This window comes from Nocardia sp. NPDC005746, assembly GCF_040630785.1.
In the GTDB taxonomy this organism is placed as follows: Bacteria; Actinomycetota; Actinomycetes; order Mycobacteriales; family Mycobacteriaceae; genus Nocardia.
Map to the genome: position 1 here is coordinate 1 of NZ_JBEXYE010000030.1, position 25,480 is coordinate 25,480.

Annotated in this window: 15 protein-coding genes and 1 pseudogene; 8 read left to right on the top strand and 8 right to left on the bottom strand. The window is 69.0% G+C overall.

Translation table 11 applies throughout. The annotated features are described in order from the left end of the window. The first annotated feature begins 54 nt into the window (after window positions 1–54). Both ABZ412_RS33595 and ABZ412_RS33600 read left to right on the top strand, forming a co-directional pair. Complete coding sequence (locus ABZ412_RS33595) at window positions 55–8,505, top strand: amino acid adenylation domain-containing protein (protein ID WP_357288605.1); 8,451 nt, start codon at window positions 55–57, stop codon at window positions 8,503–8,505. Beyond that, on the top strand, window positions 8,502–9,176 hold the full coding sequence (locus ABZ412_RS33600; RefSeq protein WP_357288607.1) for a DUF6875 domain-containing protein: 675 nt from the start codon (window positions 8,502–8,504) through the stop codon (window positions 9,174–9,176). Before ABZ412_RS33595 ends, ABZ412_RS33600 begins: the two co-directional genes overlap by 4 nt. A 15-nt stretch (window positions 9,177–9,191) precedes the next feature. On the opposite strand, the gene ABZ412_RS33605 is transcribed toward ABZ412_RS33600, so the two are convergent. Continuing rightward, window positions 9,192–9,839 (bottom strand): TetR/AcrR family transcriptional regulator, encoded by a 648-nt coding sequence (locus ABZ412_RS33605; protein ID WP_357288610.1) that lies wholly within the window; start codon window positions 9,837–9,839, stop codon window positions 9,192–9,194. 104 nt (window positions 9,840–9,943) lie between these two features. Here ABZ412_RS33605 and ABZ412_RS33610 point away from each other — a divergent pair, with 104 nt between their 5' ends. Together ABZ412_RS33610 and ABZ412_RS33615 are read left to right on the top strand one after the other, a co-directional pair. Then, window positions 9,944–11,194, top strand: a complete 1,251-nt coding sequence (locus ABZ412_RS33610) for an oxygenase MpaB family protein (protein WP_357288613.1) — start codon at window positions 9,944–9,946, stop codon at window positions 11,192–11,194. Window positions 11,195–11,278: 84 nt separating this feature from the next. Beyond that, entirely contained in the window at window positions 11,279–12,256 is a 978-nt protein-coding gene (locus tag ABZ412_RS33615) for a nitronate monooxygenase family protein (protein ID WP_357288616.1), read from the top strand. 70 nt (window positions 12,257–12,326) lie between these two features. On the opposite strand, the gene ABZ412_RS33620 is transcribed toward ABZ412_RS33615, so the two are convergent. Continuing rightward, window positions 12,327–14,051, bottom strand: coding sequence for a GMC family oxidoreductase (locus ABZ412_RS33620; RefSeq protein WP_357288619.1), 1,725 nt, complete (start codon window positions 14,049–14,051; stop codon window positions 12,327–12,329). Window positions 14,052–14,201: 150 nt separating this feature from the next. Here ABZ412_RS33620 and ABZ412_RS33625 point away from each other — a divergent pair, with 150 nt between their 5' ends. Together ABZ412_RS33625 and ABZ412_RS33630 are read left to right on the top strand one after the other, a co-directional pair. Next, a complete protein-coding gene (locus ABZ412_RS33625; protein ID WP_357288622.1) occupies window positions 14,202–14,354 on the top strand; it encodes a hypothetical protein in 153 nt (50 codons plus the stop codon). Between the two features lie 109 nt (window positions 14,355–14,463). Beyond that, window positions 14,464–15,510: pseudogene (locus ABZ412_RS33630) on the top strand (YeiH family protein); the annotation flags it as partial. A 60-nt stretch (window positions 15,511–15,570) separates the two neighbouring features. Here the strand turns inward: ABZ412_RS33630 and ABZ412_RS33635 are convergent. Further along, window positions 15,571–16,713: a lipase family protein gene (locus ABZ412_RS33635; RefSeq protein WP_357288624.1), complete on the bottom strand. Its 1,143-nt coding sequence runs from the start codon at window positions 16,711–16,713 to the stop codon at window positions 15,571–15,573. Between the two features lie 223 nt (window positions 16,714–16,936). Between ABZ412_RS33635 and ABZ412_RS33640 the strand changes: the two genes are divergently transcribed. After that, complete coding sequence (locus ABZ412_RS33640) at window positions 16,937–17,506, top strand: NADPH-dependent FMN reductase (protein ID WP_357288627.1); 570 nt, start codon at window positions 16,937–16,939, stop codon at window positions 17,504–17,506. A 61-nt stretch (window positions 17,507–17,567) separates the two neighbouring features. On the opposite strand, the gene fadD32 is transcribed toward ABZ412_RS33640, so the two are convergent. After that, window positions 17,568–19,445 carry a long-chain-fatty-acid--AMP ligase FadD32 gene (gene fadD32, locus ABZ412_RS33645; protein WP_357288714.1) on the bottom strand — a complete coding sequence of 626 codons (1,878 nt, stop codon included), beginning with the start codon at window positions 19,443–19,445 and terminating at the stop codon, window positions 17,568–17,570. 112 nt (window positions 19,446–19,557) lie between these two features. Next, window positions 19,558–20,802 carry a KasA/KasB family beta-ketoacyl-ACP synthase gene (locus ABZ412_RS33650; RefSeq protein WP_357288630.1) on the bottom strand — a complete coding sequence of 415 codons (1,245 nt, stop codon included), beginning with the start codon at window positions 20,800–20,802 and terminating at the stop codon, window positions 19,558–19,560. 295 nt (window positions 20,803–21,097) lie between these two features. On the opposite strand from ABZ412_RS33650, the gene ABZ412_RS33655 reads away from it, so the two are divergent. Next, a complete protein-coding gene (locus tag ABZ412_RS33655; RefSeq protein ID WP_357288633.1) occupies window positions 21,098–22,096 on the top strand; it encodes an acyl-ACP desaturase in 999 nt (332 codons plus the stop codon). A gap of 54 nt (window positions 22,097–22,150) precedes the next feature. Here ABZ412_RS33655 and ABZ412_RS33660 read toward each other — a convergent pair whose 3' ends face one another. The 3 genes from ABZ412_RS33660 to ABZ412_RS33670 are packed head-to-tail and all read right to left on the bottom strand — an operon-like array spanning window position 22,151 to window position 25,299. Further along, a complete protein-coding gene (locus ABZ412_RS33660) occupies window positions 22,151–22,984 on the bottom strand; it encodes a DUF72 domain-containing protein (protein WP_357288635.1) in 834 nt (277 codons plus the stop codon). 10 nt (window positions 22,985–22,994) lie between these two features. After that, window positions 22,995–24,509 (bottom strand): glycerol kinase GlpK, encoded by a 1,515-nt coding sequence (gene glpK / locus ABZ412_RS33665; protein WP_357288638.1) that lies wholly within the window; start codon window positions 24,507–24,509, stop codon window positions 22,995–22,997. A 25-nt stretch (window positions 24,510–24,534) separates the two neighbouring features. Beyond that, window positions 24,535–25,299 carry an IclR family transcriptional regulator gene (locus tag ABZ412_RS33670; RefSeq protein WP_357288641.1) on the bottom strand — a complete coding sequence of 255 codons (765 nt, stop codon included), beginning with the start codon at window positions 25,297–25,299 and terminating at the stop codon, window positions 24,535–24,537. Window positions 25,300–25,480: the final 181 nt, after the last annotated feature.

Consider the following 25,480-nt stretch of genomic DNA (forward strand, 5'->3'; position numbering starts at 1 on the left):
GAGCAGGCGCGGGTCCTTCTCGTCGTACTCCATCGCCTCGATGAGCGAGAGCTGATGGTCGACAAGGGACTTGGAACGCCGCGCCAGGGTCTCGACGCGCGACTGCTGCTCGACCGGCACGCGAACCTGCGCGCCGCATTCGTCACCGACCCGGAACCGGTGCAGGTGGTCGACGACGACGCCGAGGCGCCCTGGTCGGAACCGGACCTGTCCGGGCTGGACGACGACGCCCGCGATCGCGAGTGGACGCGGCTCCTGACCGCGGACCGCACCACCCGGTTCGACCCGGCCCGTCCCCCGCTGCTCCGCTGGATGCTGGCCACTGTCGGGCCCGAGCGGTACCGGCTGGTACTGACCAACCATCACCTGCTGCTCGACGGCTGGTCGACGCCGCTGCTCCTGAAGGAGCTGCTGGTCCTCTACGCCGCCGACTGCGACACCACCGCGCTGCCGGCGGTGCGCCCCTACCGGGACTTCCTGACCTGGGTCGCCCGGCAGGACCCGGCCGCGGCGCTCGACGCCTGGGCTCGAGCTTTCGACGGCACCGACGAGCCGACCCTGGTGGCCGCACCCGATCCCGGCCGCCGCTACACCGAATCACGGGAGCTGTCAGGCGAACTCGGCGAGGAACAGACCGCGGCGCTGATCAGCCGCGCGCGGTCCCGCGGCGTCACCCTCAACACCATGATCCAGGTGGCGTGGGCGATCGTGCTGGGCACGTTGACATCTCGGGAGGACGTGACGTTCGGCGCCGTGGTCTCCGGGCGGCCCCCGCAGCTCGCGGGCGTCGAATCGATGATCGGACTGCTGATCAACACGGTGCCGGTGCGCGTTCGCCTCGACGGCGCCGAGACGGTGGGGCAATTGCTCGACCGCGTCCAGGCCGAGCAGGCGGCGCTGCTCGATCACCAGTTCGTCGGGCTGGCCGAGATCGAGCGAGTGGCCGGGCCGGGGGCGGTCTTCGACACGATGACGGTGTTCGAGTCCTTTCCGGTGGACCGCTACGGGCTGACCGCGGACACCGACATCGCCGGTATGCGGCTGGTCGACGTGACCGGCTCCGACGCGGCCCACTATCCGATGGGCGTGGTCGCGCGCGTCGACGAGCGACTGCACCTGGAGATCAAATACCTGCCCGAGTTCTTCGACCGGGACACGATCGCGGCGACACTGCATCGGATCCTGGACGTGATGGGCGATCTGGCCGCCGACCCGGATTCGCCGCTCGCCCGGCTGAATCTGCTCGCGCCGCAGGAATACCGCGAGCTGGCGCCGGTCTCGGGTGATCCAGCGATACCGGAGCGGGTGTTGCCGGAACTGCTCGCGGCCACGCACGCCCGAGATCCGGGAGCGGTGGCGGTGGTGTGCGGGGACCGGCAATGGACCTATGACGAGCTCGACACGGAGTCGAATCGTTTGGCGCGCACGCTGATCGATCTCGGTGCCGGACCGGAGACGAATGTCGCGATCGGACTGCCGCGCTGCTACGAGTCCGTGCTCGCGGTATGGGCGGTAGCGAAGTCGGGGGCGGCATTCGTCCCGGTGGATCCGCGCACTCCAGGGGAACGGGTCGAGCACATGCTCGTCGACTCGGGCGTGGCGATCGGAATCACGCTGTCCGAGTGGAAGGATCGGCTGCCGGGTTCGGTGCGGTGGGTGGTCCTCGACGACCCGGACATCGCGGCGGAGGTGGCGCGGTCGCCCGCGCCGCCGGTGACCGATGCCGAGCGTATCCGGCCGATTCGACTCGACCATCCCATGTACGTGATCTACACGTCCGGCTCGACGGGAGTGCCCAAGGGCGTGGTGGTCTCGCACCGGGGGTTGGCGAACCTGGCGGCGGAGCAGTGCTCGCGGTTCGACATCGGACCGGGCGCGCGGGTGCTGCACGCGGCGTCGCCCATTTTCGACGCGGCGATCCTGGAACTCCTGTGGGCCTTCGCGTCCGGCGGACGCCTCGTCATCGCGCCGCCGACGGTCCTCGGCGGAATCGAACTGGCGCAGATCATCTCGCAGCACGCGATCACCCATGCCGCGCTGACCCCCACCGCCCTGGGCACGGTCGACCCGGCCGGGCTGCGGCACCTCGGGACGGTCGTGATCGGCGGCGAAGCGCCGCCGCCCCGGCTGGTGTCCCGGTGGGCTCCGGGCCGGAAGCTGTTCAACACCTACGGTCCGGCGGAGGCCACGATCCAGACCGATGCGGGCGCGCCGATGGTGCCGGGTGAGACCGCGACGATCGGCGGGCCGATCCGCGGCGTCGGCGAGGTCGTGCTCGACGCGTGGCTGCGTCCGGTGCCGGTCGGAGTCGTCGGCGAGTTGTACCTCACCGGACCGGGATTGGCGCGCGGATACCGCAACCGGAAGAGTCTGACCGCGTCCCGGTTCGTCGCCGATCCGTTCGCGGGCCGCGGGCAGCGCATGTACCGGACCGGGGACCTGGTGCGGTGGCTGCGGCTGCCGGAGGGAGGTCTGACGCTGGACTATGTCGGGCGGACGGACTTCCAGGTCAAGATTCGCGGCTTCCGGATCGAACTCGGCGAGGTCGAATCGGGTCTGCTGGCCTGCCCGGGAGTGGCCCGCGCGGTGGCGGCGGTGCACGACGGCGCCGCCGGCGATCGGTTGATCGGGTACGTGGTGCCCGAACCCGGCGCCGAACTGGACCCCGTCGCGATCCTCACGGTCGTCGGGCAGCGCCTGGCCCCGCACCTGGTGCCCGCCACCGTGATGGTGCTCGACGCGCTGCCGACGACGGAGACGGGCAAGATCGACCGCCGCGCGCTGCCCGAACCCGACTTCAGCACGGGCCGAGCCGAATTCCGGGCGCCGGTCACCGAGACGGAGACGACGCTCGCGGGGCTGTTCGCGGAAGTCCTGGGGATCGACACCATCGGCCTCGACGATTCGTTCTTCGCGCTCGGCGGCGACAGCATCATGTCGATCCAATTGGTCACCCGGGCCAAGGCGGCGGGTCTGGCGCTCTCCGTACGAGAGGTGTTCGAGCGCAAGACTGTTGCCGGACTCGCCCGGATCGCCGTCCGCGACAGCGCCGCCCTTCCGGAGGAACTGCCCGGCGGTGGCGTGGGGCCGATGCCGTTGACGCCCATCATGTGCTGGATGTTCGAGCGCGGCGGATTCGACAGCTTCTGCCAGTGGATGATGCTCACGCTGCCGACCGGCATCGACCGGACCGTCATCGAGGCGACCGTGCAGGCCGTGCTCGACCATCACGACATGTTGCGAGCCCGGCTGGTGCCCGATCCCGCGCATCCGTCCGGCTGGGCGGTGGAGGCGCGGCCCACCGGGGTGTCCGCCGCCGGACTGATCCGGCACGTGTCGGTGGAGGCGGCGCCGGACAGCGGCGCGTTCGCCGCGATCGCCGACGTGGAGGCGCGGGCCGCCGCCGAGCGTCTCGACCCCGCCGAAGGCGTGGTGCTGCAGGTGGTCTGGTTCGAACGCGCCGGCGGTCCCGGCCGGCTGCTGATCGTCGCCCACCACCTGGTGGTGGATGGCGTGTCGTGGCGGATCCTCGTGCCCGACTTCGCTGTCGCCGCAGGCCAGGTGACCGCCGGGCAGCCGCCGCAGCTCACGCCCGTCGGCACGTCCATGCGCCGCTGGGCGCACGCGCTCGACACCGCCGCCGCGAATCTCGACGAACTCGACCGGTGGCGTTCCACGCTCGCCGCGGCCGATCCGCCGATCGGGACGCGCCCGCTCGACCCGGCCGTGGACCAGCAGGCCACCGTGGCCACCATCCGGGTCATGCTGCCCACCACGGTGACCCGGGCCGTGCTGACCGCGCTGCCCCACGCGTTCAACGGCAAGGTGGACGATGCCCTGATCGCCGCGCTCGCCCTGGCGCTGACCCGCTGGCGGCACCGCCGCGGCGAGACCGTCACCGAGGCACTGCTCACCCTCGAGAACCACGGGCGCGACGACACCGCCCTCCCCGGCGCCGACCTCACCCGCACGGTCGGATGGTTCACCACCACGTACCCGGTGCGAATCGACCTGTCCGACATCGACATCGACGACGCGTTCGACTCGGGAGCCGCCGCGGGGGCAGTCATGAAGTCGGTGAAGGAACAACTCCGGCGGGTCCCCGGCGACGGGTCCGGCTACGGGCTGCTGCGCTACCTCAACGCCGAGACCGCCCGCGTCCTGGGCACGCTGCCCGACCCACAGGTGAGCTTCAACTATCTCGGCCGGTTCGACACGATGCCCGACGCGGCGCTCGAGTTCGGGTGGATGCCCGCCGGCGCCGATGCCGCGGGCGGCGCGCAACCTCCCGACGCGTCCGCGGCGGCCGTGCTGGGCATCAACGCGGCCACCATGGACACTCCGGACGGACCCGCCCTGACCGCCGCGTGGGACTACCCGGCGGGGCTCATCACCGCCGGCGACGTCACCGACCTCGCGGAACTGTGGAGCGCCGCGGTGACAGCCCTCGCGACTCACGCGTCCCGGCCCGGCGCGGGCGGGCTGACGCCCTCCGACCTCGACCTCGTCGACCTCGACCAGACCGCGATCGACCGGATCGAGACCGAATACCCTGAGCTGGAAGACATTTGGTCGCTCACGCCACTGCAGGCGGGGCTGTTGTTCCACGCCCAGCTCGCCGAGGGCGGCCGCGACGACTACATCGTGCAGCTGCGGATGGAACTCGGCGGGCAGGTCGACGCGGACCGGCTGCACCGCGCCCTGCAGACCCTCATCGGACGGCATCCGAACCTGCGCGCCTCGTTCGCGCGCGACGGCGCGGGCGAACCGGTGCAGCTGGTGCACCGCCGAGTCGATGTGCCGTTCAACAGGATCGATCTCACGCAACACGCCGACGCCGCGGCCGAACTCGAACAGCTCATGGAAGCCGACCGGCACTTCGACACGGCCGCCGCGCCGCTGTTGCGAATCACCCTGGTCGACATCTCCCCGCAGCGGTACACGCTGGTGCTGAGCCTGCATCACATCCTGATCGACGGCTGGTCCACCCCACTGCTGATCCGGGAGCTGCTGATCCTCTACGCCGCCGACAGCGACCCCACCGCGCTGCCACCGGCCCGTCCCTACCGCGACTACCTGACCTGGCTGGAAACCCGGGATCAGGAAGCGGCGGAAGCGGCGTGGACCCAGGCGCTCGTCGGCGTCACCGAGCCGACGCTGCTGGCGCACGGAGACGGCGGCCGCGGCCCCGACGCCGCCCGCGAAGTCCGGGTGCGGCTGAGCGAAGACCGCACCGCCGCCCTGGTCGCGGTGGCCCACCGGCAGGAGACCACCCTCAACACCATCGTTCGCGCGGCCTGGGCGATCGTGCTCGCGAACGCGACCGCGCGCGAGGACGTCGTCTTCGGCGCCACCGTCTCCGGACGCCCCCCGCAGCTCCCCGGCATCGAATCGATGATCGGCCTGTTCGTCAACACCGTGCCGGTCCGGGTCCGGCTCGACTACGGCGAAACCCTCGCCCAGCTGCTCCGGCGCATCCAGACCGAGCAGGCCGCGCTGCTCGACCACGACCACCTCGGCCTCGCCCGGATCCAGCGGGCGGCCGGGACCGGCGCGATGTTCGACACGGTGACCGTCTTCGAGTCCTACCCGGTCGACACCGCGGGCCTGTCCGAGGACACCGACATCGCTGGGATGCACGTCCTCGATGTGCATGGACGAGACGCCGCGCACTACCCCCTCGGCCTGATCGTCCATCTCGGCGCGCGGCTACAGCTGAGCTTCGAATACCTGCCCGATTCGTTCACCCGGCAGCAGATCGACGCCCTCGCCGACCGGGTGCGGCGAGTGCTCGACGCCATCACCGACGACATCGATCTCCCGCTGCTGCGCGTCCAGCTGCTGTCACCGGAGGAGCTGGCCGCCTCGGTCCCCGTGCACGGCCGGCCCAACGCGCCGACCTCGACGCTCCCGCAGCTGTTGGCGGCCGCGGCGGACTCCCACTCGGACGCGGTGGTCTGCGACGGCGAAGTGTTGTCCTACCGCGAACTCGACGAGACCTCGAACCGGTGGGCGCGCATCCTGATCGATGCCGGAGCCGGACCGGAAACTCTTGTGGCCGTGGCCTTCCCACGCTCCATCAATGCCATGATCGCCATCTGGGCGGTCGCCAAGACCGGCGCGGCGTTCGTCCAGATCGACCCTGGCCAGCCCCTCGACCGGATCGGCGACATCCTCGCCGACGCCGACCCGATCGTCGGGCTGACCGCGGAGTCCTATCGGGACCGACTGCCGGACACCACCCTGTGGCTCAGCCTCGACAGTCCCGGATTCGCCACGAAGGCGGCTTTCGCTCGCGCCACCGCGATCGATGATCACGAGCGCAGGGCCACGCTCCGGCCCGACCATCCCGCCTATCTGATCTACACCTCGGGCTCCACCGGAATCCCCAAGGGCGTCGTGGTCACCCATGCCGGGCTCGCGAACCTGGCCGCCGAGGCGCGGGAGCGGTACGGCCTCACCTCCTCATCTCGCATGCTGGCCGCGGCCTCGCCGAGCTTCGACGTGTCGATCCTCGAATGGGTCAGCGCCCTGGCCGCCGGCGCCACCCTGGTGATCGCTCCGGAACGAGTCGTGGCGGGCGCCGAACTGGCCGAGCGGATCACCGCCGCACAGGCCACCCATGCGGCGTTCACGCCGACGGTGCTCGAATCCCTGCCCGCCGGTGAACTCGACTCGCTGTGCACCCTGATCATCGGCGGTGAGATCTGCCCACCGGACCTGCTGAACCGATGGGTGCCGGGCCGCACTCTGATCAGCTCGTACGGGGCCACCGAGACCACCGTCGTGAGTTTCGGCGACATTGCCCTGACCACGATGACGGACAGTCCACTGCTGCTCGGCGGCCCGGCCCGCGGATTCTCCGCCGTGGTCCTGGACCGCGGCCTGCGTCCGGTTCCGCCCGGAGTGGCGGGCGAACTGTACGTGTCCGGACCGGGCATCGCCCGCGGCTACCACAGGCAACCCGGCCTCACGGCGGCGCGATTCGTCCCCGACCCGTGGGGGCCGCCGGGGACGCGCATGTACCGGACCGGCGACCTGGTCACGTGGAATGGCGACCAGCGACTTCGGTACCTGGGCCGCAGCGATCTCCAGATCAAGCTGAACGGCCATCGCATCGAGCGGGGTGACATCGAAACCGTGTTGCGCGGTCACCCCGACGTCTCCCGTGCCGCGGTCACCGTCCACACCCGGCCGGGCGGCGGCGACGCTCTCATCGGCTATGTGGTGCCCACCCCGCACTCCACGCCGGATGCCGCGGTGCTGACCAGGCACCTCGCCACCCGATTGCCGACCCACATGATCCCGACCACCATCATCACGCTCGACCGGTTACCGCTCACGGCCACAGGCAAACTCGACTACAACGCCCTGCCCGTACCCGACCTGCGCCGGTCCCGGTTCCGGCCGCCCTCCACCCCGCTCGAGGTCGCCGTCTGCGCGGCCTTCGCCGAAACCCTCGACATCGAACGCGTCGGAGTCGACGACGGCTTCTTCGCGCTCGGCGGCAACTCGCTGGCCGCGACCCGATTGGCCGCGCTGCTCGCGGAGTCCACCGGTGTCACCGTGCCGCTCCAGTGGCTGTTCACCGATCCGACGCCGGACGCGCTGGCCCGCCGCATCGAGAACCGTCGCGACGGCCTCGAGGGGCCGGAGTCCGTCGAAGGGGATCTCGCCGAGGCACTCGCGGTCCTGCTGCCCCTGCGAGCGGACGGCATCGAACCGCCACTGTTCTGCGTGCACCCGGCGATCGGATTGGCGTGGGGCTTCAGCGGATTGGTGCAGCACCTCGATCCCGACCGTCCCGTCCAGGGGCTGCAATCCCCGGCATTGTCCGACCCCACAGCGCGGTTCGACAGCCTCGACGAGCTGGCGGCCCGCTATGTGCGGGAGATCCGGGCCGTCCAACCGCACGGTCCCTATCATCTGCTCGGCTATTCGCTCGGCGGCACCATCGCGCACGCGATGGCCGTCCAGCTCCGCCGCGACGGCGAGTCCGTGGCGACCCTGGCCATGATGGACACCCGGGTCGTCACGGCCGACAGTGTGCGGGCTCCGACGCCGTCGGTGGCGACGATGCTCACCGAGTTCGGCGGTATCGAGGTTCCGGACAGCCCCACCGAGTTGACCGTCGAAGCCGCGACCGAGTTGCTGCACCAGCAGGGCGGACTCTTCACCGCGGTGACCACCGAACATGTGGTGCGCCTGCAACGCGACTACACCCGGCTGATCGACCTCACCCGGGAGCATCGGCCGGGATCGTTCGACGGCGATCTGCTCTACTTCAGCGCCGCCGACGACCCCGTCGGCGGGGCTTCTCCCGCTCGCGCCTGGAACAACCATGTCACCGGGCGAATCACCGAGCACCGGATCCCCGGACGGCACGAACGGATGACCGATCGAGACGCGCTGCGCGCCATCGGTTCCGTGCTCACCGAGCACTTCCGGTCCACCCGCACTGTCCCCACAGAGTCACAAACACCAGCAAGGACGAGCCGATCATGAACACCGACCGATTCGTCGGAACACGTTCCGGCGTCGAGCCAGTCAACCTGTTCGACCCTGACATCGCGGCGGGTAACGGCGTGTACCCGCGTGCGGGTGAACTGCGCCGGTGGATGGTCGACTACCTGTGTCACTCCCACCCTGACCTCGGCCGTCCCGGCGCGGTCTGTCCCTACACCAGCCACGCCATCACGATCAATTCCCTGTGGGCCGCGTTCATCACCGGTCGCGAGATCGAACGCGAGCGCATCAGCGAGATCATCGCCGACCTGTACGACCTCTTCCCCACCCTGCCGCCCCTGAAGGAACCCGATTCCCGACTCAAGGCGGTCCTCGCGGTGTTCCCCGACCTCACCGAGTACACCGACATCGAATCCGTTCAGCACGACCAGAAGACGAAATTCGTGCAACAGGGTCTGATGCTCGGGCAGTTCTATCCGGGCTGCACCGTTCCGGGGCTGCACAATCCATCGTTCCCCGCCCTCGACGCGCCGCTGCCCATGCTCGCCATCCGCTACATGGCGCCCACCGATTTCCCGTTCCTCAACTCGCGCCACGATTGGATGGACTTCTACCTGCAGATCTTCGCCCCCGCCATCCCCAAGTTCATCGCCAGCGCCATGTCCGACAAGCTCGTCCAGACACCCGACGATCGGACGAGTGCGAACTGATCGCTCCGAACACCGTCAGCCGGCGGCCATTTCGCGTTGCACGGTGGTGGTGATCTGGGCGGCGGTCAGGATCATGGCCACCAGGAAGTCGACGAGCTGGGCGCGGTCGATATCCAGTTCGCCGCGCAGCCATTCGGTGAGGATCTCCAGTCCGCCGTGGGCGACGGTGCGGGCGGAGAGCTCGGCGTGCAGGCCCGTGACGGCCTCCTCGCCGAGCAGTTCCCGCCCCTGGTCGAGCATGACGTTCGCGACGACGCCCACGAGTTCGGTTCTGCGGTGCCGCAATTCGTCGGTGAGTTGCATGTCGATGGTGAGCCGCCGGCGAGCCGGATGGTCGGCGATGGCGGTGATCCCGGCCTCGACGACCGCGCGCAGGCGGACGCGGGTGTCGGCGGGGGCGGTGGTGATGGCGGTCATGACCACGCCGACGACCTCGGCCAGTTGCTCGTCGGCCAGTTCGTACAGCAACCGGTCGACGTGGCTGTAGGTCTCGTAGAAGTAGCGGTCGTTGAGACCGGCGCGGGCGCACAGGGCGCGCACCTTCAGACCGGCGATGCCCTCCTCGGCGATGGCTTCGAGGGCGGCCTCGCGCAGGCGTTCGCGGCGCTGGTTCCGGCGTTCGTCCGCGCTGAGCCCGGCGTAGCGCCCACGAGGTGTTTCCACGGTTTCGCCCTGTCTCTTGCCATGCCCCAAGGTTTGGTGAAGACTATCACCAAATGTTTGGTGACATCCTTCACCAGAACCTGAGCGCACCCAGGAGGCACGCAATGACGCGTTCCGAGTTGCCCGATCCGGTGATCTTCCGGGAGTTCCCCTTCAACTTCGGGGTCAAGGTTCTCGGCCCCGGCGATATCCGGCCCACCCCCGAACAGCAGGCGGCGTACCGGAAATTCACCGCCATGGGCGATCCATTGGCCGACGACGTGGTCGCCATGTTCAAACGACTGCCCACCGGGCAGGGCCGGGCCATGTTCGAGACGGCCCTGGAACGCGGCATCGACCAGGTGCCCGAGGCGCCCGCCGAACTGAAAGCCCTTTTCGCGCAAATCGATTCGCTGCCGTTCTGGCTCGACCGCGACAAGCTGGATCTCGCCGCCCGGGTCAGCGGCCGGGTCGGGCCGTGGGCGACGAATCTGGCCCTGTCCATGTTCGCGCTCAATGGCGGCTACCTGGCCTCGCGGGCCGGCAAGGTGTTGATCGGCACCGGCGGCCTGTCCGCGCGGAACATGGCCCCGCGCCGGGTGGCCGAGACCGTGGGCTGGTGGATGGACACCACCGCGCGCGGCGGGCTCGAGCGGTTCGCGCCCGGGTTCAAGAACACGGTGCGGGTGCGCATCATGCACGCGCAGGTCCGCGCCGGAATGAAGCAGCGGCCCGACTGGGACTACGACCAGTGGGACGAGCCGGTGAACCAGTCGCTGACCGCGGGCACCCTCATGCTGTTCTCGCTGGCCACCATCGCCGGCTGCAACACCGTCGGACTCACGTTCTCCCGCAAGGAGAAAGCGGCCGTCTACCACCTGTGGCGCTACGTCGGACATCTCATCGGACTAGAACCGGAGGTCGTGCCCGCCGACGAAACCGACACCTGGCGGCTGCTGTGGCTGCAAGCCGACTACGAATTCCTGCCCGACGAGGACTCACGCGCACTGTCCAAGGCGCTCATCTCGGCGCTCGGCAGCATCTACGGGTTCGACGGCCACGACCTGCGCTCCCGGCTGTTCAGCCGGGCCTACACCCTCTACGCCGCGTCCTACGGCCGGATCATGGTGGGCCGCACCAATGCCGACTTCCTGGAGATGCCGCGCAGCCGGTTCTTCATGGCGGCCGTCTTCGCCACCGCGGGATTCAATGGGGCGCTGGAGGTTCCGCGCCGGATCATTCCGGGTGCGACCCGGCTCAGCGAGACCGTGGGCCGCCGGATCACCGAGCGCATGCATGCCCGGATCGTGCGTGCGAACCGGCCCGACCACAGCTACGCCCGCCACGACCGGCTGGCCGAAACCCGCGCCGCTTGACTTTTCTTACCGCCTAGTAACATACGCCGGGTTGACATGGGGTTTCAGGCGAAGCCCCTGAGAGCTACGAGAGTTGTTTCGTTCATGAGCCTGCCGCCCATCCTGTCCGAGCGCCTGCGCCTGCCCGCGGTCGCCTCTCCCATGTTCATCGTGTCCGGGCCCGAACTGGTGATCGCCCAGTCCAAGGCCGGCATCGTGGGTTCGTTCCCGTCGCTGAACGCGCGTCCGCAGTCGCTCTTCAAGGAGTGGCTGGTGCGGATCAACGAGGAACTCGCCAAGCACGACGCCGACAATCCGGATCGGCCGTCCGCGCCGTACGCGGTGAACCTGATCGTGCACAAGAGCAATGACCGGCTGGAGGAGGACCTGGCCACGGTGGTCGAGCACAAGGTACCGATCGTCATCACCTCGCTGGGCGCGCGGCCCGACGTGAACGAGGCCGTGCACTCCTACGGCGGCATCGTGCTGCACGACATCATCAACAATGTGTTCGCGCACAAGGCTGTCGAGCGCGGCGCGGACGGCCTGATCGCGGTGGCGGCGGGCGCGGGCGGGCACGCCGGGCCGCAGTCGCCGTTCGCGCTGGTCCAGGAGATCCGGGACTGGTTCGACGGGCCGCTGCTGCTGTCGGGTTCCATCGCGCACGGCCGGTCCATCCTGGCCGCGCAGGCCGCGGGCGCGGACCTGGCCTACATCGGGTCGGCCTTCATCGCCACCGACGAGGCCAATGCCGTTCCCGGCTACAAGCAGATGATCGTCGACTCCGCCGCGAGCGACATCGTCTACTCCAACCTGTTCACCGGCGTCCACGGCAACTACCTGCGCGGCAGCATCACCGCCGCGGGCATGGACCCCGACGACCTGGGCCAGTCCGACCCGTCGGCCATGGACTTCGGCACCGGCGAATCGGATTCGACCACGCCGGGCGCCAAGCCGTGGAAGGACATCTGGGGCTCGGGCCAGGGCATCGGCGCGGTCGACGCGGTCCTCCCGGCCGCCGACCTGGTCGAGCGGTTGATCCGCGAGTACGACGAGGCCAAGGCGCGCCTGCTGGCGCTCTGATCGAATACGAAGGGCGGGCGCATGTTTCGCGCCCGCCCTTCGTGTTTCCGGAACTCTCGCTTCCCGGAAGCTACACCCCTGGCACGTCGACCCGGGGAATCGTGATCTCCACGATCGGCAGGCGCAGTGCGGCGGGGGCCGTGGGCGGGACCACGGGACCGCGGGGCGCGGTCGGCGCGATCCGCCGATAGGCCGCACCGGGCTCCGGGCGCGGATCGGGCTCACCCTTGTTGGGCCACAAGGAGATCGCGCGTTCGGCCTGGGCGGTGATGGTGAGCGAGGGGTTGACGCCGAGGTTCGCCGAGATGGTGGAGCCGTCGACGACGTGCAGGCCCGGGTGGCCGTAGAGGCGGTGGTAGGCGTCCACGACGCCGGTGGACGGGGAGTCACCGATGACGCAACCGCCGATGAAGTGGCCCGTCATGGGGATATTGAAGATGCTGCTGCTGGTGGCCGCCGTGGGAACGCCGTCGATCTTGTCCGCGATGCGGCGGGCCACCTCGTGGCCGGAGGGAATCCAGTCCGGATTGGGTTGGCCCGCACCCTGTCTGGTGGTCATGGTGCGACCGAACACGCCGCGCTTGGTGTAGGTGGTGATGGAGTTGTCCACCGACTGCATGACCAGCAGGCCCAGGGTCTGTTCGGACCAGTGGCGGGGGTTGTGGATGCGGATCAGATCGCGCCGGTTGCGGGCGAGGGCGCGCAGCCAGCCACGCCAGCGGGGGCCGTCGCCGCTGACCATGGCGGTGGTCATCGGCGACATGGCATTGCTGCCCTTGCCATAGCGGACCGGCTCGACGTGGGTGTCGGGGTCGGGGTGGATGGATGACGTGATGGCCACCCCCTTGGTGAAGTCACTGGCGCGGTCGCGACTGCGAACCGCCAGCAGCTCTTCGGAATTCGTGCGCGACAGCTCACCCAGCCGGTCCGAGATGCCCGGCAGCGAACCGCGGTCACGCAAGCGATGCAGCAACTTCTGGGTGCCGAGCGAAGCGGCCGCGAAGACGACCTGCTCGGCGGTGAACTCGTGCCGCCGCGTGCGCACCCAGCGGCCGGTCCGGGTGGTCATCACGGCGTAGCCCCCGCCGGACAGCGGCCGCACGTCGGTGACCGTGGTCAGCGGATGCACCGTGGCGCCGGCCTTTTCAGCCAGGTACAGGTAGTTCTTGACCAGGGTGTTCTTGGCGTTGTGGCGGCAGCCGGTCATGCACTCGCCGCAATGGGTGCAGGTGCGGCGATCGGGTCCGGCGCCGCCGAAGAACGGGTCGGGGACATCCTCGCCGGGGCGCCGGCCCGGACCACCGAAGAAGACGCCGACCGGTGTCCGCTGATAGGTGTCCTCGATACCCATCTCCTCGGCCACGTCTCGCAGTACGCGATCGGCCGGGGTGGTCGCGGGGTTCTCGGTGACGCCCAGCATCCGTTTGGCCTGGTCGTAGTGCGGGGCCAGTTCGGCCTTCCAATCGGTGATGTGGCCCCACTGGCGGTCGGCGTAGAACTTGTCCGGCGGCTCGTAGAGGGTGTTGGCGTAGACCAGCGAGCCGCCGCCGACACCCGCGCCCGCCATGATGAAGGTGTCCTTCAGCAGCGTCAGGCGTTGAATGCCGAAGCAGCCCAGAGCCGGAGCCCACAGATAGCGCCGCACCCGCCACGAGGTCCGCGCGAACTCGTCGTCGGCGAACCGCCGCCCGGCCTCCATCACGCCGACGCGGTAGCCCTTCTCGGTCAGCCGCAGCGCACTCACGCTGCCCCCGAATCCGGAGCCGATCACGATGACGTCGTAGTCGAATCGCATACCCCGACGCTACGACCAGCGGTTATGACGACATGACAGACCGGCGGCCACAAAATCCACACTTTCGGCCACAAGGGCTGAAATCAGGGCGAGTGCAATGGTGTCCGAAAACCTCCGGTGGGCTCATAGTTCACGACGCTGTACCGCGTTATGACCTGGAGGTTCCTGGTGAACAGTCCCACTCCCCCGTCGTCGAGGCTCGATGCCCTCGGGCGGCTCGGGGCCGACTGGTGGTCCGTGATCGTGTCGGGCGTGGTGGTCGCGCTCGCTGTGCTCGGCGTGCTGCCGAAGATTCCGTGGTGACGGGATGAGTGACACCACCGTCGACGCCGGCAAGAACGCTGACAACGACGCCGCCGCAACCGAATTCGAGCAGCCGTCGGGGCCGGTGACCCTCGCACGACTGCTCGGTTACGTTCCCGGCGTGCTGTTGCTCGTCGCGGTCGGCGTGCTCGGGAAGTACGCGCAGATCTGGTGGAACAGTGCCGCCAAGCATCAGCATTGGACTGTTCCCGATATCGAGTACGTGCTGTGGGCCATTCTGATCGGGCTGGTCATCACCAATACCGTTGGGCTGCATCCGATCTTCCGGCCCGGGGTGGGGACGTACGAGTTCTGGCTCAAGATCGGGATCGTGGCGTTGGGGTCGCGGTTCGTGCTCGGGGATGTGGCGAAGCTGGGTGGGACCAGTTTTCTGCAGATCCTGATCGATATGACGGTGTCGGGGGCGATCATTCTCGCCGTGGCGCGGTGGCTGGGGCTGTCCGGGAAGCTCGGGTCGCTATTGGCCATCGGCACCTCGATTTGCGGGGTGTCGGCGATCATCGCGGGGAAGGGTGCGATTCGGGCGCGGAACTCCGAGGTCAGTTATGCCATCGCGGCGATTCTGGCGCTCGGCGCGGTGGCGCTGTTCGCGTTGCCGCCGCTCGGGCACGCGATCGGGCTCAGCGATCACGAGTTCGGGTTGTGGGCCGGTCTGGCGGTGGACAATACGGCCGAGACCACGGCTACCGGGTATCTGTTCTCCGATGAGGCGGGCAAGGTCGCGGTGCTGGTGAAGTCGACGCGAAATGCGCTGATCGGGTTCGTCGTGCTGGGGTTCGCGGCGTATTGGGCCGCGCGGGGTGAGGCCGATGCGATCGCGCCGGGTGTGCGGGCCAAGGCGGCGTTCGTGTGGTCCAAGTTCCCGAAGTTCGTGCTGGGCTTCTTGGCGGTGTCGGCGGTGGCCACCTTTCACTGGCTGTCCAAGCAGCAGACGACCAACCTGGCCAATGTGTCCCGGTGGGCGTTCCTGCTGACCTTCGCAGGCGTCGGGTTGAACACCAATATTCGTGAGCTGGCCCGGACCGGCTGGCGGCCGCTCGTGGTCGCGGTGGTCGGGCTGGTGACGGTCGCGGTGGTGTCGCTGGGGCTGGTGCTGTTCACCTCGCGCGTCCTGCACTGGGGTGTCGCCGGCTGAGACCGGATATGACGAAGGGCCGGGATCCGAATCGGATCCCGGCCCTTCGCGTGTCGAGGATTACGCGCCGCGTTGCAGAGCGGGGGCGGCGGCGTCTTCGGCGAGCCGCTCGGACAGGAAGCGCATGGCCGGTCCGGCGAAGGCCATCGCGCCGCCGATGTGCTCACGGCCCTTCAGGGTTCGCATGGTGACGTCCGCGCCCAGGGCCGTCCAGTCCTCCGCCAGCCGCACGGCCTGCGGATACGGGATGACCTGCTCGGCGGTGCCGCCCGCGACCAGAACCGGTGCGGCGGGCACGATCCCGCCGAGCCGGTTCTCCAGCAGCCGGGCCTTCACCTCGGGCACCTCGAAGGGCAGGCGGTGGCAGTAGGTGGAGACGCGGGTCGGGACCAGCAGGCCCGCGCCGACGCCGAGCAGGCCGGCGGCGGCGATGTGGGTGCGGCGGAACAGCGCGGCCAGGGCGCGGCCCTGGGTGTTGAGGTGCCGCAGGACGTTCAGCTCCGGGTAGGCGGCCTCGATGCCGAGGACGCCGTAGAAGAGGAGGAACGCGGCGGGGGTGCCGTCGAGGAACTTCACCATGTCGAGCATGTCGGCGGGGGCCGAGCCGACCGCCCCGCCCGCGATCCGCAGCTCGGGGGCGTAGGTGGGCGCCAACTGCAGGGCCCAGCCCGCGGCGTTGCCGCCCTCGGAGTAGCCGTAGATGCCGACCGGACCGTCAGGATCCAGCTCCGCTCCGATCACGTGCCGCGCGGCGCGAATGCTGTCCAGCACGGCGGGGCCGAGGGCACGGCCCATGACATACGGATGCAGACCGGGATTGCCGAGCCCGGGATAGTCGGTGACGGCCAGCGCCCAGCCGCGATTCAGGGCGACACGCAGGAAGACCGACTCGTATTCGACGCCGAAACGCAACTGCCAGGAGGCGGCGGCGACCGTGCTCGCCAGCCCCTGGGTGCCGACCGCGTAGCCGACGAGCGGACGGGGGCCGGGGCCGCGCCACGGCGTGTTCGGAACCAGGACGGTGCCGCTGACCTGCGTCGGAGCTCCGGTGGCGGTGGTCGAGGTGTAGCTGATGCGCCAGGCGTGCGCGGGCAGTTTCAGTCCGGGCAGCATTCTCGCCGTCATCGGTTCGGCGGCCAGCAGTCTGCCGGGTCCGAACGCACCGACCGCCGCCTCATCGAGGCGGTTGGCGTTCGCAGTCATCGTTGCCTGCCCTTCTTGCACTAACTCGCGTTATGCAGTTGTCGCACAACCGGATCCAAGGGGCATCAGCTGTCCCGGACAGTCCGGCTGATCGAAACCATACCCACTATGCGAGATGACGACACCTCTTGTCACAACAACTCCCAGTCGGTGGGACGGCGCATACGAGACAACCGTCCAGATCACCCGAAATACTCCGGCCCCGCCGCGGGTTGCCGAAGCTGTGACCATTCCGCGCATCCTGCTGGTCTCCGGCAGCACCCGTGAGGCCTCGACCAATACCGCCGCGCTGCGCACCGTCGCCGCCGATGCCGGGTCCGATTTCGTGGCCGACCGATACGAGGGCCTGCTCGACCTGCCCGCTTTCGTGCCCGGCGCCGATCCCGAGCCGCCCGTGGTCGAGGCCCTGCACCGCCGGCTCGCCGAGGTCGACGCGGTGCTGTTCTGCACCCCCGAATACGCGGGCATGATCCCCGGCAGCCTGAAGAACCTGCTGGAGTGGACGGTCGGCAATGCCGATCTCAGCGACAAGCCGGTCGCCTACGTGAACGTCGCCTACGAGGGCCGCGGCGACGCGGCGGTGGCGACGCTGCGCACGGTGCTCGGTTATGTCGGGGCCGAACTGGTCGAAGCGGCCTGCGGCCGGATCACGGTTCTGCAGAGCGCCGTCGGACCGGACGGATTCGTCGCCGACGCCGAGGCCCGCGCCCGCCTCAACACCGCCGCCCGCACCCTGGCCGAACACGCGGCCCGCCCAGCCGAGCCCGCGACCGCGGTCCGGCTCGACACCTGAACCCCGGAAACGCCGTGGGGCACACCACCACCGGTGTGCCCCTCGGCGATACGCGCCGGAGTCAGTCCACGTGGTCGGGGAAGGCCTGCTGGCGATGGCCGCCCCGGAGGGTGCCCTCCAGATAGGCCGCCTTGCACGCGCGGCGCGCGATCTTGCCGCTGGAGGTGCGGGGAATGGACCCCGCGGGCACCAGCAGCAGGTCTCGGACGGTCACGCCGTGCCGCTTGGCGATGGCCGCCCGGACGGTCTCGGTGATCGGCTCCGGATCGAGTTTGGCCGCGCCGGTTCCGCGTTCGGCCACGATGACCAGTTGCTCGGCGCCGGTGGCCGGTTCCGAGCCATTGACCGTGACCACCTGGTCGGGCAGCTGGTCGCCGGCGACCGAGAAGGCGGCCACGAAGCCGGGCCGCAGCGCGGTGCTGGATTCCTGGGCGGAGTACTCCAGATCCTGCGGGTAGTGATTGCGCCCGTCCACGATGACCAGGTCCTTGAGGCGGCCGGTGATGAAGAGTTCACCGTCGCAGTACGCGCCGAAATCGCCGGTGCGCATCCAGTTCGCCTCCGGCTCGGTGCCTTCGGCGTGGCTCTCGGGCTGCCGGGCGACGATCCGGTTGTGGAAGGTGGCCTCGCTCTCCTGGGGTTGGCCCCAGTAGCCGCGGCCGATATTGGCGCCGTGCAGCCAGATCTCGCCGACCTCGCCGTCGGGCTTCTCCGCGCCCGTCTCCGGATCCACGATGGCCGCCCACTGCGATAGCGCCACATACCCGCAGGACACCTGGGACACCGCGTTGTCCGCGTGCTCGTCGACCTCGACCATGCGTCCGGCGTTGAGCTTGGTGCGGTCCACCCAGACCGTGCGGGCCTCGTCCTCGCGCTTGGTGGCGGAGACGAACAGGGTGGCCTCGGCCATGCCGTAGCAGGGCTTGATGGCGGTCTTGGGCAGGCCGTAGGGGGCGAAGGCCTCGTTGAACTTCCGCATGGAGGTCACCGACACCGGCTCGCTGCCATTGATCAGGCCGATGACGTTGGACAGGTCCAATTCCTCACCGGGCTTGGGCAATCCGCGCGCCGCCGCGTGTTCGAAGGCGAAATTGGGTGCGGCGGCGAAGATCTCGGCGCCGTCCTCCTGGGCGGCCAGCTCCTTGATCCAGCGGTGCGGCCGGCGCACGAAGGCGCTGGGCGACATGATGGTGATGTACTTGCCGCCCAGGGTGGGCAGGATGACGGTCAGCAGCCCCATGTCGTGGAACAGCGGCAGCCAGGTGACGCCGCGCGCCTTCTCGGTGATGCCGATGGCGTCGATCATCTGCAGCAGGTTGGTGCCGACCGCCCGGTGGGTGATCTCGACACCGGCCGGGATGCGGGTCGATCCGGAGGTGTACTGCAGGTAGGCGACGTCGTCCATCTTCAGGTGCGGCCGCACCCAGCTCTCCCCCACCCCGTCCGGGATGGCCTCGACCGCGATGATGCGCGGACGTTGCGGTGCGGGCAGGTGTTTGAAGATCTCGCGCACTCCGGCCGCGGCAGAGCCGACGGTCAGGATGGCCGTGGGCTTGCAGTCCTCGAGCACGGCGTAGAGCCGGTCGGTGTGGCCCTGCTCGTCCGGATCGAACAGCGGCACCGCGATATTGCCGGCGTACACCGAGGCGTACATGGCCACGATGTAGTCCAGGCCCTGCGGCGCGAGGATGGCGACGCGGTCCCCCGGCTGCGTGACCTGTTGCAGCCGGGCGGCTACCGCACGCAGCCGGACGCCGAAGCGGTTCCACGTGATGTCGTGGTACTCGCCGTCGCGTTCGCGTGAATAGTCGATATAGCGGTAGGCGAGCTCGTCCGCGTTGGCCGCGGCATGTTTGTCGACCAGGTCGACCATGGTCTGGTTGTCAGGGATCTTGATGTGGCCGTGCTCGTCCAGATAGTCATCGAAGGTCTCGCCGATCATTCCCTATCCTTTTTCAGCTCGCGGTCCGTCAGAACCGCGCAGTGACACCGAACAAAGATCGACACGAAAGCCCGAATGTAGCTGGGGGCTTCGGGACTCTAGCAGAGGGTCAGTACCTGCCGAAAGCGATGGCGACGTTGTGCCCGCCGAAGCCGAAGGAGTTGTTGAGCGCGTAGTCGTAGCGCCCCGGCCGGGCCTGGCCCTTCACCACGTCGAGGTCGATCTCCGGGTCCTGGTTCTCCAGATTCAGTGTGGGAGGGATGATTCCGTCCCGCACGCTGAGCACGGTGATGACCGACTCCAGCGCACCGACCGCGCCGATCGAATGTCCGAGCGCGGACTTGGGCGCGTATACCGCGGCATGATTGCCGACCGCTTGCCGAATCGCGTTGGCCTCCGCGGTATCCCCGATCGGGGTGGCGGTGGCGTGCGCATTGATGTGCGTGACATCGGATTTGGCCAAGCCCGCGAACTCCATGGCGCGGCTCATGGCGCGCGCCGCGCCGGTGCCCTCCGGATCGGGGGCCACCAGGTGGAACCCGTCGGAGGTGATGCCCGCGCCCATGATGCGGGCGTGAATGGTGGCCCCGCGCGCCTTGGCGTGGTCCTCGGTCTCGATCACCATGAGCGCCCCGGCCTCGCCGAAGACGAAACCGTCGCGCTCCATGTCGAAGGGGCGGGAGGCGCCCTTGGGGTCGTGGTTGCGGGTGCTCATGGCGCGCATCATGGAGAACCCCGCGATGGGCAGCGCCTGGATGGAACCTTCGACGCCGCCGGTGACCACCATGTCGGCATCACCCATGACGACCGTGCGCCAGGCGTTCGCGATCGCCTCCGAACCGGACGAACAAGCCGAAACAGGCGTTGACACACCGGCCCTCGCACCCAGTTCGACACCCACACAGGCGGCCGCGCCGTTAGGCATGACGGCTTGCACGGTGTGCGGCAACACCTTCCGGTAACCGCCGTTGACCAGCTTGTCGCGGGTGGCGATGAGCATCTCCGCGCCGCCCAGTCCGGTGCCGATGGAGACCGCGAGGCGATCCTGGTCGACCTGCGGGGATCCGGCGTTGACCCAGACCTCCCGAGCCAGCACCATCGCCATCTGCTCGACGTAGGACAGGCGCCGGGCCTCCGCCTCGGACAGCTGGTCGGCGGGCAACACCTTGAGGTGCCCGCCGATTCGGACGGGGAGGCCGAAGTCGTCGAGGAAGCTGTCCTCGAGAACGTCGATCCCGCTCTCGCCGTTGAGTAACCCCTTCCACGTCGAGTCGACGTCACCCGCGATCGAGGTGGTCGCTGCCAGCGAAGTGACGACGACACTGGGATATTTCCGGCGGTTGGGCGTCTGCATGTTCACACTCTCCGTAGCAATGCTTCGGCGAATCTGGTATCGATCCGCGTGGGCTGTCAAGGGCAGGTGGAAGCTGACGAACGGGCCCGGCTGTAGAGACTCCGGCGGGGTGATGAGGACAATATTCGGCGAACTGAGCTAGATTATCCGAGGCGAAGCCGACCAGTCCCATTAAGCGACACGCGGGCATCCCTTTTTCAATCACCCGGATCCCTCTCGACGCGGCGGCCGATCGCCGGATCTCCCGAGCATCATTCCCGCAGTGCCGAGCCATTTCAAGGGAGGGCATACGATCGTGACCAGGAGTCTCACGCAGTTGGAGCTGCTCCTCGAGCTGGAACCGATTGCCGAGCAGAACGTGCACCGCCATCTATCGATGGCCAAGGACTGGCACCCCCACGACTACGTCCCGTGGGACCAGGGTCGCAACTTCGCAGCTATGGACGGCACGGACTGGCAGCCGGAGCAGTCGGCACTCAGCGAAGTCGCCAAGGCGGCAATGATCACCAATCTTCTCACCGAGGACAATCTGCCCAGCTATCACCGGGAAATCGCCGAGAACTTCTCTCAGGACGGCCCGTGGGGCACCTGGGTGGGCCGCTGGACCGCCGAGGAGAACCGGCACGGCATCGTGATCCGGGACTATCTGGTCGTCACCCGGGGCGTGGATCCGGTGGCGCTGGAGCAGGCGCGGATGACGCACATGACGAGCGGCTACAACGCCGCCCAGCTGATCAAGAAACACGCCGGGACCGACTACGTGCCCGTCGACGCCGGATTCATGCATTCGGTCGCCTATGTGACGTTCCAGGAATTGGCGACGCGCGTGTCGCACCGCAATACCGGCAAAGCGTGCGAAGACCCCATAGCGGACCGCATGCTGCAGCGCATCGCCGCCGACGAGAACCTGCACATGATCTTCTACCGCAATATGTGCGCCGCGGCCCTGGACCTCTCACCGGACCAGGCCATGGAGGCCATCACCAATGTCGTGCTCCGCTTCCAGATGCCCGGCCTGGGGATGCCCAACTTCCGCCGCAACGGCGTGCTGATAGCCAAGCACGGCATCTACGATCTGCGCCAGCACCTGGAGGAAGTGCTGCTGCCCAACCTCAAGAAGTGGAACATCTTCGAGCGCAATGACTTCGGGCCCGAGGGCGACCGCCGCCGCAACGAGGTCGGAATGTACCTGGACAAGCTCCAGAAGGACGTGGTCCGGTTCGAGGAACAGCGGGACAAGGCCCTGGCCCGCGAGGCCCGGCGCAGCGGCACCCCGCCCCTGCTGATCGGCTGAGCCCCCCGGCGGCGCACGGTGACCGGACGACATCCACCGTGTGCCGCCGGCTCGTCAGAACAGGGTCATCGGATCGGTGGGTTCGGGGGTCGGCAGGGGCTCCAGATCGGGCACCCGCGCGGCCACCTCGGCGTGGAAGCGGCGGGCCAGGGCACGGGAGGCCGCGTTGTCCGGCGTGTGGATGAACACCGTGGGGGAACGACCTTCCCGCAGCCAGCCGACGGTGGTGTCGATCCACGGCTGCCAGCCCGCCACGGTGGCGGCGGTGTCGTCGCGGCCGTGATAGCGGACGATCGGGAACTCGGTGAGCGCGCGGGCGCGACGGGGGTTGGCCGGCTTCTTCGACGACGCCTCGTACTCGGCGGCGCTGGTGGGTGGCGCGGCGAACAGCACAGTGGTGTCGAAGGGTATCCACTCGGCCCCGGCCGCGTTCAACACCGCTTCGAGTTGCGCTGTGGCGCGTGGGTTCTCGAAGAAGGCCGGGTGGCGCACCTCCACGGCGCAGCGGTGGTGGGACGGGATGGCCTGGAGCAGGTCGGCCAGCGCGGTCAGGTTGGTGAACGAGCCCGGCAGCTGGATCCACAGCGCGTGCAGGCGGCGGCCCAATGGTTCGATGGCGTCGAGGAAGCCCGACATCTCGTCGTCCACGCCGGTGAGACGGCGGTCGTGGGTGATGGTGCGGGGCAGCTTCATGACGAACCGGAAGTCGGGATCGGTTTGCCGGGCCCAGGATTGGACGGTGCGGCGCTGCGGGACGGCGTAGAAGGTGGTGTTGCCCTCCACCGCGTTGCACCAGGAGGAGTAGTTGCGCAGGCGTTCGGCCGGGGGTATCGGCTTCTCCTGCCAGTCCGGGTGTGTCCACATTGCGCAACCGACGTAGAGCCGCATACCTGCCACGTTAGGTCAAGGGCTTCTTGGGGCGCAGCCAACCGAAGGTAAGCTCCACCGCCCGCCGCCAGTTGTCGTATTCTTCGGCGCGCAGCGCGGGGTCCATGCGCGGCAGCCATTGGGCCGCGACGCGCCAATTGCGGCGCAGGCCCTCGAGATCCGGCCAGAAACCGACCGCCAGGCCCGCCGCGTAGGCCGCGCCCAGCGACACCGTCTCGGCCACGATCGGGCGCAGCACCGGGATGTCGAGGACGTCGGCGACGATCTGCATGAGCAGGTTGTCCGAGGTCATGCCGCCGGCCACCCGCAGCGATCCGGCCCGCAGCCCGGAATCGGCGTTCATGGCCTCGAGCACGTCGCGGGTCTGCCACGCCGTCGCCTCCAGCACGGCCCGCGCTATGTGGCCCTTGGTGATGTACGAGGTGAGCCCGATGAGCAGCCCGCGCGCGTCGCTGCGCCAGTGCGGCGCGTACAGGCCGGAGAAGGCGGGCACCAGATAGCAGCCGCCATTGTCTTCCACTGTGCCCGCGAGGGTTTCGATCTCGGGAGCGCTCGCGATCAGGCCGATATTGTCGCGCAGCCACTGCACCAGCGAGCCGGTCACCGCGATCGGGCCCTCCAGGGCGTACACCGGCTCCGGGCCCACCTGGTAGCCGATGGTGGTGAGCAGCCCGTGTTCGGACCGCACCAGCTCCTTGCCGGTGTTCATCAAGAGGAATCCACCAGTGCCGTACGTACATTCGGTCTCGCCCGGCGCGAAACACGTCTGGCCGAACAGCGCCGCGTGCTGGTCCCCGAGCGCCGCCGCGATGCGCACGCCGGGCAGCACCTTCGCAGCGGTCCCGAAGTCGCCGGTGGACGGCTGGATGGCCGGCAGCATGGCCCGCGGAATGTCGAAGAACCGCAGAAGTTCCGGATCCCATTGCAGCGTGGCCAGATTCATCAGCAGGGTGCGTCCGGCATTGGTGACGTCGGTGACGTGCACTCCCCCGTCCGGTCCCCCGGTGAGGTTCCAGATCAGCCAGGTCTCCATGGTCCCGAACAGCACCTCGCCGCGTTCGGCCCGATCCCGCAGGCCCGGTGTGCGGTCGAGCAGCCAGCGCAGCCGGGGCGCGGCGAAGTAGGTGGCCAGCGGCAAACCGCAGAGCTCCCGGATGCGTTCCGCCCCACGGGTTTCCCGCATACGCTCGACCAGATCCTCGGTGCGCACGTCCTGCCACACGATGGCGCGGGCGACCGGCGCGCCGGTGGCACGGTCCCACACCACGGTGGTCTCACGCTGATTCGCGATACCCACCGCCGCCACCTGATCGGCGGTGATGCCCGAATCCCGCAGGGCCGCGGGCACGATGCGCTCCACATTGCGCCAGATCTGCACCGCGTCCTGCTCCATCCAGCCCGGCCGCGGGTAGTACTGGCGGTGCTCGCGCTGCGCCACGCCGCTCAGGCGGGCGCGCTGATCGAAGAGGATGGCCCGGGTCGAGGTGGTGCCCTGGTCGATGGCGAGCACGAACCGCTGCGTCATGCGTGACCGCTCCTGTCCGGGAAAGTCATTGCGCGCCACCGAGATCACGGGAGACCGCGGCCGCCGCGTCGGCGACCTGGGTGACCGGTGCGGACCGGATGCGCAGCTGTCCGTCGCAGAGCCGGTCGATCGGCCCGGTGATGCCGATGGCTCCGACCACCAAACCACCCCGGGAGCGAATCGGCGCGGCGACACTCGCCTCGCCGGAACGGTATTCGCCGATATCGCCCGCCCATCCGGCGCGCCGGACCTCGGCGATCGTCCGCCGCAACGCCGCCGCATCGGTGATGGTGCGATGGGTGAGGGCGGGCAGCGCGCCGTCGCGCATCCCGTCGGCGAGGTCGCCGTCGTAGGCCAGCAGCACCTTGCCCAGCGCGGTCGCGTGCGGCGGCAGTTCCTCGCCGACCGCGAGTTCCTGTTTGGTGTTGTCGGGGCGGAAGACGTGGTGGACGACCACCACGCCGCCCTCCACGGGGGCGGCGATGCGCACCGATTCGCCGCTGCGCGCGGCCAGGGCGTCGGCCCGGTTGATGGCGCGGGAGCGGAGTTCGTTGGCGTCCAGATGTCCGGCCCCGAGATCCTGCAAGGCCGGGCTCAGCAGGTATTTGCCGCTGGCCGGGTCCTGATCGACGAATCCGACGCCCTGCAGGGTCCGGAGAATGCCGTGCGCGGTGGGCTTGGCCAGGCCGAGCGCCGCCGCGATCTCGCCGACCGCCATCCGCCCGGAACCGCGGGCCAGCAGCCGCAGCATGGCCGCGGCGCGTTCGATCGACTGAATCGGACCCGGCATGTTCGTAACCTACCAGCTAACCGTTCGGCATTGTCGAACACTTCCTCTGTGCGGACGATATTCCACTTCGTAGCGTGGTGATCGGACCCGGTAGGCGCCGGTTCCACCCTCTCGACCCCCGCCGCCACCCCCGGGGACCCAGGGATATCGGACTCAATGGCGAGCTTCCCGAAAGGACCGC